We start from the raw sequence: 12117 nt of genomic DNA, 5'->3' as shown, positions 1-12117 counted from the left end.
AGGCTGACTCGTCCTCCGCCTCAGCCACATCACAGGCAGACATCCTCATTGTCTGCCTGTTCATCCCCACATCCCCGCATGTTCCCGCCTATTGCCTGCGCGAAGTCACATTTCTACCATTTATTTTAAATGACGCAAATGGCACCATTTGTGCTTTATTTATCCAATAATAGATAAATCAGCCTAATAAAACGGCAAGTTAAAACAAATGATTAACACAATGGAAACTTTTATGTATTCTGCTGTCACTGGTCTGATTTCTTACCTCCTACCAGATCCATAGAATCACGCCAGCAATGAATGGGAAGAAGCTGACATAACAACAGATCATGTCGTCAATAGCCGCCAAAGAGCCGCGATGTCGACAGAAAATCTGCTTACAAAGAGAGAACACTATGACAACTGCCTTTTTCAAGAAAAGCCTGATCGCTGCGGCCGTGACCCTGGCCAGCACCCAGACCTTCGCCGCCGCGTTCCAGCTGAACGAGCACTCGGCCTCCGGTCTGGGGCGCGCCTACGCAGGTGAAGCAGCCATCGCCGACAACGCGGCCGTGCTGTCCCGCAACCCGGCGGCCATGATCACCTTCGACAAGATGGCACTGTCTGTATCCGGCACCTATATCAAGCCCGACGTGGACGTGGCTGGCGACATCTATGCCGGCCCAACCAAGCTGGCTCCGTCCAGCGAGAGCGACATCGCCCCCGATGCCTTCGTGCCGGCCACCTACTTCATCCAGCCCCTGAACGATCAGTGGGCCTGGGGGATCGGCCTCTTCTCCAACTACGGCCTCTCCACCGAATATTCCAAGACCTTCGCGGCCGGTGCCGGCGCCGGTGACACCGAGCTGCTGACCTTCAACATCAACCCCAACATCGCCTATCGCATCAACTCCAGCTTCAGCGTCGGTGCCGGCATCAATGCCGTCTACGCCGCCGCCGAGCTGAACCGTTATGCCGGTGCGCTCTCCGCTGCCATTCCGGGTGCCAACTCCGATACCCGTCTGGCTCACCTGAAGGGCGACACCTGGGGCTTTGGCTGGAACGTCGGCACCCTGTACGAGATAAACGAAAACAACCGCCTCGCCCTGACCTACCGCTCCCAGGTCGACTTGAGCTTTGACGGCGACTTCCAGGGTGCCACCTCCGGCAACCGCGTCGTCGATGGCAACCTGAAACTGGATCTGCCAGCCCAGGCCGAATTCGCCGGCTATCACCGTCTGAACCAGCAGTTTGCCGTGCACTATTCCGTCAACTGGACCGACTGGAGCGCCTTTCAGGAGCTGAAAGCAACAAGTTCAGGATGTAATATGCCTGGCCAACCAGGTGTATGCCTCAATAAACCGGAAAAGTTCAAGGACTCCACCCGTTACTCTCTGGGCGGTACCTGGTACGTCAACCCGTCCTGGGAAGCCCGTATCGGCTTTGCCTACGACAACACCCCGATCGAGCCGGAATATCGCAGCCTGAGCATTCCGGATTCCGACCGCGTATGGTATAGCGCCGGCGCCACCTACCACATCGACAAGGACATGAGCGTCGACTTCGGCATGGCCTATCTGGACGGCAAAGAAGTAGACGTAAACGAAGGACTGCGTAGCCATGATGACGGACTGCGCTGGAAAGGCACCTCCCACGGCAACGCCTTCCTCGCTTCCGCTCAGTTCAACATGAAATTCTGATAATCAGCAAATTGACCAGAGCGCCTGCGGGCGCTCTTTTTTTATTCCGAATTCCTGTTTCAGCGTACACCTGTAGTAAACAACTGTACGCTTTTCTTTTTTTATCAAGCTATTAGCAGCACATCCCCCAGCATTTAATCCCGTTTTCATCCGCTCACCCCCACGCCCGTTGCCTTACTGGTCATACCATATAAAATCCTGCCTCCAACCATAAGAACGTTCGAACTCCAGGTTCATTTTCAAGGATAATGCAATGCACTCCATCATGAAGCCGTCTCTCATCGCCCTGCTGGTGCTGTCGAGCCAGGCCCAGGCGGCAGGTTTTCAGCTGGCCGAGCAATCCGCCACCGGCATGGGCCGCGCCTTCGCCGGCGAAGCCGCCATCGCCGACAATGCCAGCGTGCTCTCCCGCAACGCCGCCGCCATGACCCGTTTCGATACCCTGGCCTTCTCCGGTGGCTTCATCTATGTGCACCCCGACGTCAACATCGAGGGCACCACCCGGGTGCCGACCCCCAAGGGGCCGGTCAGTCTGGATGCCGGAGCCCACGACATTGCGGGTGACGCCTGGGTGCCCAACGCCTATCTCATCGTGCCCCTCAACAAGCAATGGCGCCTCGGGCTTGCCGCCGCCTCCTATTACGGACTCGGGGTCAAGATGCCGGACAACTACAACGCCGGTCACTTCGGCAACGTCTCCGACATCAAGACAGTGGATCTGGGGGCCTCCCTGGCCTATCGCATCAACCGCGTCTGGTCCGTCGGGGCCGGTCTCTCCGCCATTCAGGGGGAAGGGGAAGTGGGCGGCACTTTCCCCTCCAACAACCAGATAGCCAAGCACCTGAAGGGGGATGGCTGGGCCATGGGCTGGAACCTGGGCACCCTGCTTGAGTTGTCGCAGGCAACCCGCATCGGTCTCTCCTATCGCCACGACATCACCCTGACCCTCTCCGGTGACGCCATCGGCATCGATCAGAAGGGCCAGCCCTTCACCGATACTGGCAGCCTGGATCTGCCCTTGCCCGCCACCGCCGAGCTGGCTCTGTTCCATCAACTCACCCCGGCCCTGGCGCTGCATTCGAGCATCAACTGGACCAACTGGAGCAAATTCGTGCAGCTCGAATCCGAGCTCGACCACCACGGCACCATGCATATCAAGGAGGAGCACTGGGAAGACAGTTGGCGCTATGCCCTGGGGATGACCTACCAGCTGGCCCCCCAGTGGCAATTGCGCTCCGGTATCGCCTACGACCGCAGCCCGGTCCCGGCGGATCGCCGCACCATCTCCATCCCCGACTCGGATCGGGTCTGGTACAGCGCCGGCGTGGGCTATCAGATTGACCGCCACCTCTCGCTGGATCTGGGGCTGACCCTGATCGACGGAAAGAAGGTGGACGTGAGCGAAACCATGCAGCTCAGGCCCGGCATCCCCCAGACCACCTCCACCTTCAATGGCACCTCGGAAGGGGATGCTTGGCTCGCCGGCCTGCAGCTCAACTACCTGTTCTGACACCCCGGGTTTCCTGACAAATAGTATGCCAGTTGTTGACCTTCCCGACCGGTCGGCACTGGCATAGTGATCCGCTTCACCATAGAATCAAGCCTGTAACCATGGTGGAGAGATGCATGTATTCCTATGTAGCAAGGCAGCCCATTCTGGATCGGGAGTTGAACACCCAAGCCTATGAGCTGCTGTTTCGCGACAGCCTGGACAATGTATTTCCCTCCGTCTCCGCACAGCAGGCCACTTCCAGGCTGGTTGCCGAGCAGTTCTTGCAGCAGAACATCGATCAGCTCATCGGGGATCACCCCTGCTACATCAATTTCCCCCACTCCCTGTTGCTGGACGGATTGGCCGAATGCCTCCCCCGTGACAAGGTGGTGATCGAGATCCTGGAGGATGCCGAGCCCGACGATGCGCTGCTGGAGAAAGTGATCCAGCTCTATGGGCTGGGCTATCGGTTAGCGCTGGATGACTTCACCATGGTCTCAGACTGGGACAGGTTCCTCCCCTACATCCATATCATCAAGTTCGACCTGCGCAGCACGCCGCAACCCTGCATCGAGCACTTCATGGCGAATCATCGCCACCTGCCCCTCACCTATCTGGCCGAGAAAGTCGAGGATCAGGCCGAGTTCGAGCGGATGAAGCAGCTCGGCGTCACCCTGTTCCAGGGATTTTTCTTCAGCCGCCCCCAGATGGTGCAACAGCCCACCATACCGCCGGCCCAGCTGGTGGTGATGCAGCTGCTCGAGGTGGTCAATCAGACCGAACCGGATCTGGACAAGATTGGGCAACTGCTCAACCAGGATCTCACCCTCTCCCTCAAGCTGTTGCGCTACATCAACCACCTCAAGCGCTTCCCCCAACCCATCGCCTCGTTTCGCCAGGCCGCAAGTTCCCTGGGGCACGCCCAGCTCAAGCGCTTCGTCGCCCTGATCGCCGCCACCAGTGCGGGGAGTGAAAAGAGCGCCGAGCTCCATCAGATGTCCCTCATCCGAGCCCGGTTCTGCGAACTGCTGGCCCAGACCCATGCGCCCGCAGAGCAGGCACAGCAAGCCTTTGTCACCGGCCTCTTCTCCCTGCTGGACGTGCTCATGGGAGAACCGCTGGATCAGCTGCTCGGCTCCATTCCCCTGACCGACGACATTCGTGCCGCCCTGCTCACCCGCAAGGGCAAGCTCGGGTTCTACCTGGCGTTCTGTGAAGATTTCGAGAAAGCCGACTGGCAGCGGGTCGCCGCCAACACCGTCCGGCTCGGCCTCAACGAAGAGAAGGTCAGCCACCTCTATCTGAGCGCCACCGCCTGGGTCAACCAGCAGCTTCAGGCCATGGAAGAGTAACCGGTCCACTCCCGCCAGACATGACAACGTCCCTCTTGAAGGGACGTTGTCATGTCATCAACCCGCAGCAATCTCACCCACGCATTCAGCCTGCCTCGATGGCGATGGCCGTTGCCTCCCCTCCCCCGATGCACAGGCTCGCCACCCCTCGCCTGAGCCCGCGGGCACGCAGGGCATGGATCAGGGTCACCAGGATGCGGGCGCCACTGGCGCCAAGAGGGTGCCCCAGCGCACAGGCCCCGCCGTTCACGTTCAACTTGTGATGGGGAATGCCGCACCCGGCCATCGCCAGCATGCTCACCATGGCGAATGCCTCGTTCACCTCGAACAGGTCCACCTCCTCCACCGACCAGCCCACCCGGGCCAGCAACTTGTCGATGGCGCCGACGGGGGCACTGGTAAACTCCGCCGGCAAGGCGGCGTGACTCTGGTAACCCACTACCCTGGCCAGCACCGGCAATCCGAGCCGGGCAGCGCTCTCGCCCCGCATCACTACCAGGACTGCCGCCCCGTCCGAGATGGAGCTGGCATTGGCCGCCGTGATGGTACCGTGCTTGCTGAAGGCCGGCTTGAAGCCGGGGATCTTGTCGGGCCTGGCCTTGCCCGGTTGCTCATCCTCGGCCAGCAGCAGGGTGTGGTCAGCGGTCATGACGGGAGCCAGTTCCGCGGCAAAGGCACCGCTGCGCTGCGCCGTCAACGCCCGCTCCAGGGAGGCGATGGCAAAGGCATCCATGTCGGCCCGGGTCAGTCCGCTGCGATCGGCACTCAACTGGGCGTAATGACCCATCAGATAGCCTTCGTAGGCATCCTGCAAGCCGTCCAGGAACATGTGATCGAGCACGCTCTGGTGCCCCATGCGAAAACCGCTGCGCGCCTTGTCCAGCAGATAGGGTGCGCGGCTCATGCTCTCCATGCCCCCCGCCACCACGACCTCGGCCTCCCCCAGGCGCAGGCTGTCCGCCGCCAGCATCACCGCCTTCATGCCGGAGCCGCACACCTTGTTGATGGTGGTGCAGGGCACGCTGTCCGGCAGCCCCCCCTTGAGCGCCGCCTGACGGGCTGGCGCCTGGCCGACCCCTGCGCTCAACACGTTCCCCATATAGACCTCATTGACCTGCTCCCCCGTCATCCCGGCCTGCGCCAGCGCGGCGCGGATGGCGCAAGCGCCAAGCTCGGGGGCACCGAGCCCGCTCAGGGCCCCCTGGAAGGCCCCCATGGGGGTACGTTTGGCCGCCACAATCACGATATCCATCGATAGCACTCTCCTTGTTACATCGGGATAACATATGTCGCGGCCGCGACGGGAACAAGACTTGCGGGGAAGTTGACGTTTGGGTAAGGTGCCAGCCTGCATTGACAACCAGATGGCAGCCAAGACAGCCCCATGACCAAATCCAGGGACGACACCCGCACCTTCAGCATCAGCGAACTGGCTCGCGAGTTCGATGTGACCACCCGCAGCATCCGCTTCTACGAGGATCAGGGCCTGCTCAACCCCACCCGCCAGGGACAGCACAGGATCTACAGCCGTCAGGACAGGGTGCGGCTCAAGCTGACCCTGCGTGGCAAGCGTCTGGGCTTCAGCCTCGCAGAGATCCGGGAGCTGTTCGATCTCTACGATGCGGACAAGAGCAGCCGCTCCCAGTTGCAGACCATGCTGGGGCTGGTGGCCGACAAGCGGGAGACCCTGCAGCAACAGCTGGAAGATATCCAGATGGTCCTGCTGGAGCTGGAGGCGGCCGAACAGCGCTGCCGCCAGGCCCTGGCACACCTCTCCCCCTGAGTCACGCAGACGGGTGAGGCAAACGGGGATCACCGCCAGCAAATAGACACAAATGAAAGAGGGAGGCTTGAAGCCTCCCTCTTGTCATGCACGGTGGACGACCCGATATCAGGCCTCCTTGCTCCAGCGGTTCGGATCGTAATCCGGGCTGTAGCGATCGACGATGATGGCACAGGCCGCATCGCCGGTGATGTTCAGCGCGGTGCGGATCATGTCGAACAGACGATCCAGCGCGAACAGCAGCGGCAGACCCTCGATGGGAATCCCGGCCGCCAGCAGCACGGCAACCACCAGGAAGCTCGGGCCCGGTACACCGGCCTGACCGATGGCACCCAGGGTGGAGGTGACGATGATCGCCGCCCAGGCACCCATGGAAAGATCGATGTTGTAGACCTGGGCGAAGAAGATGGCGACCAGGCCGTAATAGATGGCATTGCCGCTCATGTTGATGGTGGCACCCAGCGGCAGCACGAAGGAAGCGGTGGCGTTGGTCACCTTCAGATCGCGCTCGCAGGTCTCCATGTTGACCGGCAGGGTCGCCATGGAAGAGGCGGTGGAGAAGGCCACGATCTGCGGTTTCTTCATCGCGGAGAAGTACTTGCGTACCGGCGTGTTGGAGAAGAACGCGATCAGCAGCGGATAGACCACGAAGCCGAAGATGAGGATGGCGGCGACATAGACGACGAACAGCTTGAGCACCAGGGTCAGCACGTCGAAGCCGTAGGTGCCGATGGCGTCGGCCATCAGGCCGAAGACGCCGATGGGGGCGATCAGCATCACAATGCTTGTTATTTTCTACTACAAACTAACTCATTGATGAATATGAAAAATTGATGTTAGCATGGCCAATAGACAACCTTGTAAAGGAACTTAAATGGACTTACTTACCGCCATTCTTGCTGTATGGGGAGCACTTATATCAACGGGTTTGGCTTGCTTAAAAATCTGGGAGGTTCGTCAAAATCACTTTAGGGTTGAGACGTCTTACAATCTGACCAGCTCAATAACTGAAGGGAATGAAATCTACATAAGAAATCTGAATAACAGGCCGATCACAATTGAGCATTGGGTTTTAGAGTGGCATCAAGGCATTTGGCCCTTTAAGAAAGCAGACACGATATCTATGTCACAAGACTTGTCGGCAGGTAGAAAGATAGAAGCTTATGACAGCATGACTCTTCATTTTACTGACGAAAGCTATTTCTCTACTGGAAAACCGTTATCCGAAGGTAAACGTCTATTTATCAAACTACATTTCGTAGGTAAAAAACGGCCAAAGATAATAAAGGTTTACTAAATGGGACTCATTAAAGACCCTTTGTATGGGATCCGAAACATCACCTTGTTGATCATCCAGACGAAAGCGTCCACCAGGGTGTTGAGCCCGTCTACCAGCGGCTTGGCGCGCTCACGGGGCTGCTTGGCCAGGGCGATGCCGAGGAACATGCAGAACACCAGGATCTGCAGGATGTTGGCCTCGTTCAAGGCGCTGAACACGTTGGTCGGGATCATGCCAAGCAGGGTGGCCACCGCATCGGGCAGTGCACCCTTGTCGGCGTAGTCGCCGGAGAACATGGCCGCAGTGGCGCCAAAGTCAACGCCCACACCAGGTTTGAACACCTGACCCATCACCAGCGCCAGGAACACCGCCAGTGCGGAGGTGCCGAGGAAGAAGGCGAGCGTGGTGACGCCAATCTTGCCAGCAGCGGGGCTGGCCCCCAGGTTGGCGGCCCCGGACAGGATGGCCACCGCCACCAGCGGAATCACCAGCATCTTGATCAGCTGGATAAACAGGGTGCCAAGCGGCGCAAACACTGTGGCTTGCTCTCCCATGAGCGCCCCGACCAGCGCGCCCAGCACCATGGCCACCACTACCTGGAAGCCGATGTTTTTGATTAATCCTTTTGTTAACACAGAATGTTCCTTTATTTAGCAATTACTCACACTTTTACAGCGTAAATGACCACCCAGAGCGTCAAATCCTCTCCATTGCTCTGGCGGTGCGCTTTATCTCATATTTGCACCCCGTTTTACATCAGAACCCGTTAACGAAATGCATTGATAACTTTATGAGAAAGTAAAGCCTCAAAAGAGACACGGCTGTTTTTGCTCCTTTTACCATGACAACATCCAAAACAGTGTGCTACGTTGGCTCTGCAAACGTGCATACAGGGAAGAAAAGATGCTGAAAGTTAACGAGTATTTTGACGGAAATGTTAAATCCATCGGTTTCGAGCAAAAAGGTGAGAAAGCTACCGTTGGTGTGATGGAAGCGGGCGAGTACCTGTTCAATACCGCCGCCCCGGAGCGCATGACGGTGATCAAGGGCGCCCTCACCATCCAGCTGGCCGACGAAGATGAGTGGCACACCTACCAGCAGGGGGAATCCTTCGACGTGGCCGGTCACTCCTCCTTCAAGCTGGAAGTGAAGATCGCCTCCGCCTATCTGTGCGAGTTCCTCGACTGATGTATCACGGGCGCCATGGGATGCCGAGCGGCTCCCCCATGGCGCGTCTCTCCCGCGCCCATTTCCCTACCGCCATCACACCCCGCTATCTCCCCCCTTTTCAACGACTACAAAAAATTTACAATGTTTAGACGAAATCCATAATTGGAGTACGTCATGATCAGTGTCTTCGACATGTTTTCCATCGGGATAGGCCCCTCCTCCTCCCATACCGTGGGACCGATGCGGGCCGCCTGCGCCTTCATCCAGACCCTCAAAGCGAACGCACTCCTCTCCCGTACCGGACGCGTTGTCGTCGAGTGCTACGGCTCACTGGGCCAGACCGGCAAGGGGCACGGCACCGGCAAGGCCATCATCCTGGGACTGGCCGGATTTGAACCCGAATCCGTGGACATCGAGGCCATTCCCGCCTTCCTCGCCCAGGTAGAGCAGACCCAGACCCTCTGCCTGGGCGGTGAGCAACCCAGCGAATTTCCCCGCATCGGCGCCATCCTCTTCAACCGGCGCAAGACCCTTCCCGCCCACTCCAACGGCATGACATTGCGCGCCTATGAGGGTGACACCCTTGTGTTCGAGCAGACCTACTACTCCATCGGGGGCGGTTTCATCATCGAGGAGAGTCACTTCGCCAACGCCCGGGAAGAGGCGGCCCGCTTCGATGCCGCCCACCCCATCCCCTATCCCTTCGAGAGCGGCGCCGAACTGCTGGCCCAGTGCCAGGAGAGCGGCCTCTCCATCTCGGGGCTGATGCTGGCCAACGAGAAGGTGTTTCGCTCGGAAGCGGAGATCAAGGCCGGGCTTCGCAAGATCTGGCAGGCGATGCAGGGGTGTGTGGAGCGTGGCTGCAAGAGCGAGGGGGTGCTGCCAGGCGGTCTCAAGGTCAAGCGCCGGGCTCCCGCCCTCTATCGCCAGCTCTGTGGCGAGACCAATTTCAACAAGGATCCGCTGATGGTGATGGAGTGGGTGGATCTCTTTGCGCTGGCCGTCAACGAGGAGAACGCCGCCGGAGGCCGGGTGGTGACGGCGCCGACCAACGGCGCAGCGGGCATCATCCCCGCGGTGTTGCACTATTACGATCGCTTCGTGCGCAAGGTGGATGATGAGCTGCTGATGCAGTACTTCCTCACTGCCGCCGCCATTGGCATCCTCTACAAGAAGAATGCCTCCCTCTCGGGGGCCGAGGTGGGCTGTCAGGGCGAGGTCGGCGTGGCCTGCTCCATGGCCGCTGGTGCCCTGGCCGAGCTACTGGGCGCCAGCCCCGCCATTGTCGAGAACGCCGCCGAGATCGGCATGGAGCACAATCTCGGGCTGACCTGCGATCCCGTCGGTGGCCTGGTGCAGGTGCCCTGCATCGAGCGCAACGCCATGGGCGCAGTCAAGGCGATCAATGCCGCCCGCCTCGCCCTGCGCGGCACCGGCGAGCACAAGGTGTCGCTGGACAAGGTGATCAGAACCATGTGGGAAACCGGCAACGACATGAAGACCAAGTACAAGGAGACCGCACGGGGCGGCCTTGCCGTCAACATCACCGAGTGTTAAGCCGCTGTGATAAAGCCGCATATGGCACTCGAATACCCGGCATCGCCGGGTATTTTTTTGCAAAACGTTTGTCTGACGCTTAACAAAATGGATAACCATCAAAATAAATTTTATACTCGCGCCACGAATTCAACAAAAATAGATCTGTTTCAACTTTTTTTAGGCATTGAACCGTTACACTGTGGTTATCCGGTTCCCTGGCCTTTGTGACGACAGACCCGTCCCATGGATCCCTTTTCTGCGAGTGGGCATGGCGCCCCCTTCTACCCTGAGGTAATTGTTACATGATCAGCGTTTTTGATATCTTCAAAATCGGTGTTGGCCCCTCCTCTTCCCACACTGTCGGCCCCATGAAGGCAGCCAAACAGTTCGTGGATGAACTGCGTGCTGGCGGCAAGATCCGTGACATCACCCGGATCCAGGTCGATGTCTATGGCTCCCTCTCCTGGACCGGCAAAGGCCACCACACGGATACCGCCATCATCATGGGTCTGGCGGGCAACCTGCCGGAGAACGTCGACATCGACGCCATCCCCGAATTCATCTCCCGCGTGGAGCAGACCGGTCGTCTGCCCATCGGCCTGCACTGCCACACCGTCAGCTTCCCCAAGGGCGCCATGATCTTCCATGACGAGGCCCTGCCCCTGCACGAAAACGGCATGAGGCTGACTGCCTTCATCGAAGATGACGCCGTCTACAGCAAGACCTACTACTCCATCGGCGGTGGCTTCATCGTCGACGAAGAGAACTTTGGCAAGGGTGACAGCGGCGACATGTCCGTGAGCTATCCCTTCAAGAGTGCCGCCGAGCTCATCGCCCACTGCAGCCAGAGCGGTCTCTCCATCTCCGCCCTGATGATGGAAAACGAGAAGTGCTTCAACACCCCGGAAGAGATCTACAAGAAGCTTGGCAAGATCTGGACCACCATGCGGGAAGGGATCGAGCGCGGCTGCCGCACCGAGGGCGTCCTCTCCGGCCCGCTGCGCGTACCGCGCCGCGCCGCGCCGCTCTACCGCCAGCTGACCACCAACGAGAACCTCTCCAACGATCCCATGAACATCGTGGACTGGGTCAACATGTTCGCCCTGGCGGTGAGTGAAGAGAACGCCGCCGGTGGCCGCGTCGTCACCGCACCGACCAACGGCGCCGCCGGGATCATCCCGGCCGTGCTGGCCTACTACGACAAGTTCATCCAGCCGGTGGGCCGCGACGAGTACACCCGCTTCTATCTGGCCGCTGCCGCCGTCGGTATGCTCTACAAGATGAACGCGTCCATCTCCGGCGCCGAAGTGGGCTGCCAGGGTGAAGTGGGCGTCTCCTGCTCCATGGCCGCCGCCGGCCTGACCGAGCTGATGGGCGGCAGCCCCGAGCACGTCTGTGAAGCCGCCGAGATCGGCATGGAACACAACCTGGGTCTGACCTGCGACCCGGTGGCCGGCCAGGTACAGGTACCCTGCATCGAGCGCAATGCCATCGCCGCCATGAAGGCGGTCAACGCCTCCCGCATGGCCCTGCGTCGCACCTCCAAGCCGCGTGTGTCGCTGGACAAGGTGATCGAGACCATGTACATCACCGGCAAGGACATGGACTCCAAGTACCGCGAGACCTCCCGCGGTGGCCTGGCCATCAAGGTGATGCAGGTCGCCTGCGACTAACGCCGAGTCGCGATGACATGAAAAAAGCGGGATATATTCCCGCTTTTTTTTGGTCGCGATTTAAAGGGCAGCGTTCGTGGATAAAGGGAGGCCGACAAGGGATAAAAAGAGACGGGCATATCACCTCCACCCGTTCGCCGTGACAGGAGA

The 12117-nt window shown here is 59.4% G+C and carries 9 protein-coding genes and 2 pseudogenes; 8 read left to right on the top strand and 3 right to left on the bottom strand.

Features of this window, described 5'->3' with window-relative positions:
- Nucleotides 1-395: 395 nt before the first annotated feature.
- The 3 genes from C2U37_RS19355 to C2U37_RS19345 all read left to right on the top strand — a co-directional run bounded on the left by C2U37_RS19355 (nucleotide 396) and on the right by C2U37_RS19345 (nucleotide 4523).
- Nucleotides 396-1679 carry an outer membrane protein transport protein gene (locus tag C2U37_RS19355; protein ID WP_069784738.1) on the top strand — a complete coding sequence of 428 codons (1284 nt, stop codon included), beginning with the start codon at nucleotides 396-398 and terminating at the stop codon, nucleotides 1677-1679.
- Between the two features lie 253 nt (nucleotides 1680-1932).
- Nucleotides 1933-3189, top strand: a complete 1257-nt coding sequence (locus C2U37_RS19350) for an OmpP1/FadL family transporter (protein WP_069784739.1) — start codon at nucleotides 1933-1935, stop codon at nucleotides 3187-3189.
- A gap of 116 nt (nucleotides 3190-3305) precedes the next feature.
- Complete coding sequence (locus tag C2U37_RS19345) at nucleotides 3306-4523, top strand: EAL and HDOD domain-containing protein (protein WP_103858714.1); 1218 nt, start codon at nucleotides 3306-3308, stop codon at nucleotides 4521-4523.
- Nucleotides 4524-4608: 85 nt separating this feature from the next.
- Here the strand turns inward: C2U37_RS19345 and C2U37_RS19340 are convergent, their stop codons facing one another.
- Entirely contained in the window at nucleotides 4609-5775 is a 1167-nt protein-coding gene (locus tag C2U37_RS19340; RefSeq protein WP_103858713.1) for a thiolase family protein, read from the bottom strand.
- A 132-nt stretch (nucleotides 5776-5907) separates the two neighbouring features.
- Between C2U37_RS19340 and C2U37_RS19335 the strand changes: the two genes are divergently transcribed.
- Entirely contained in the window at nucleotides 5908-6306 is a 399-nt protein-coding gene (locus C2U37_RS19335; protein ID WP_010674655.1) for a MerR family transcriptional regulator, read from the top strand.
- A 108-nt stretch (nucleotides 6307-6414) separates the two neighbouring features.
- Here C2U37_RS19335 and C2U37_RS19330 read toward each other — a convergent pair.
- Nucleotides 6415-7086, bottom strand: a pseudogene (locus C2U37_RS19330) (dicarboxylate/amino acid:cation symporter); the annotation flags it as partial.
- A 94-nt stretch (nucleotides 7087-7180) separates the two neighbouring features.
- Here C2U37_RS19330 and C2U37_RS19325 point away from each other — a divergent pair.
- On the top strand, nucleotides 7181-7603 hold the full coding sequence (locus C2U37_RS19325) for a hypothetical protein (RefSeq protein WP_042014381.1): 423 nt from the start codon (nucleotides 7181-7183) through the stop codon (nucleotides 7601-7603).
- A 26-nt stretch (nucleotides 7604-7629) separates the two neighbouring features.
- Here the strand turns inward: C2U37_RS19325 and C2U37_RS19320 are convergent.
- Nucleotides 7630-8220 (bottom strand): annotated as a pseudogene (locus C2U37_RS19320) (dicarboxylate/amino acid:cation symporter); the annotation flags it as partial.
- Nucleotides 8221-8488: 268 nt separating this feature from the next.
- On the opposite strand from C2U37_RS19320, the gene ppnP reads away from it, so the two are divergent.
- The 3 genes from ppnP (at nucleotide 8489) to C2U37_RS19300 (ending at nucleotide 11967) form a co-directional block, all read left to right on the top strand.
- A complete protein-coding gene (gene ppnP, locus C2U37_RS19315; RefSeq protein ID WP_010674653.1) occupies nucleotides 8489-8773 on the top strand; it encodes a pyrimidine/purine nucleoside phosphorylase in 285 nt (94 codons plus the stop codon).
- A 156-nt stretch (nucleotides 8774-8929) separates the two neighbouring features.
- Nucleotides 8930-10312 (top strand): L-serine ammonia-lyase, encoded by a 1383-nt coding sequence (locus C2U37_RS19310; protein WP_010674652.1) that lies wholly within the window; start codon nucleotides 8930-8932, stop codon nucleotides 10310-10312.
- Between the two features lie 284 nt (nucleotides 10313-10596).
- Nucleotides 10597-11967: an L-serine ammonia-lyase gene (locus C2U37_RS19300; RefSeq protein WP_039039104.1), complete on the top strand. Its 1371-nt coding sequence runs from the start codon at nucleotides 10597-10599 to the stop codon at nucleotides 11965-11967.
- Nucleotides 11968-12117: the final 150 nt, after the last annotated feature.

The organism is Aeromonas sp. ASNIH1 (assembly GCF_002934285.1).
Classification (GTDB): Bacteria; Pseudomonadota; Gammaproteobacteria; order Enterobacterales; family Aeromonadaceae; genus Aeromonas; species Aeromonas caviae.
Note: the sequence above shows the minus strand (reverse complement) of the source record. Positions and strands in the feature narration are given on the sequence as shown.

Excerpts from the sequence above, each read along its gene's own strand:
- C2U37_RS19355 (WP_069784738.1), top strand. The coding sequence starts at position 396 with ATGACAACTGCCTTTTTCAAGAAAAGCCTGATCGCTGCGGCCGTGACC.
- C2U37_RS19350 (WP_069784739.1), top strand. The coding sequence starts at position 1,933 with ATGCACTCCATCATGAAGCCGTCTCTCATCGCCCTGCTGGTGCTGTCG.
- C2U37_RS19345 (WP_103858714.1), top strand. The coding sequence starts at position 3,306 with ATGTATTCCTATGTAGCAAGGCAGCCCATTCTGGATCGGGAGTTGAAC.
- C2U37_RS19340 (WP_103858713.1), bottom strand. The coding sequence starts at position 5,775 with ATGGATATCGTGATTGTGGCGGCCAAACGTACCCCCATGGGGGCCTTC.
- C2U37_RS19335 (WP_010674655.1), top strand. The coding sequence starts at position 5,908 with ATGACCAAATCCAGGGACGACACCCGCACCTTCAGCATCAGCGAACTG.
- C2U37_RS19325 (WP_042014381.1), top strand. The coding sequence starts at position 7,181 with ATGGACTTACTTACCGCCATTCTTGCTGTATGGGGAGCACTTATATCA.
- ppnP (WP_010674653.1), top strand. The coding sequence starts at position 8,489 with ATGCTGAAAGTTAACGAGTATTTTGACGGAAATGTTAAATCCATCGGT.
- C2U37_RS19310 (WP_010674652.1), top strand. The coding sequence starts at position 8,930 with ATGATCAGTGTCTTCGACATGTTTTCCATCGGGATAGGCCCCTCCTCC.
- C2U37_RS19300 (WP_039039104.1), top strand. The coding sequence starts at position 10,597 with ATGATCAGCGTTTTTGATATCTTCAAAATCGGTGTTGGCCCCTCCTCT.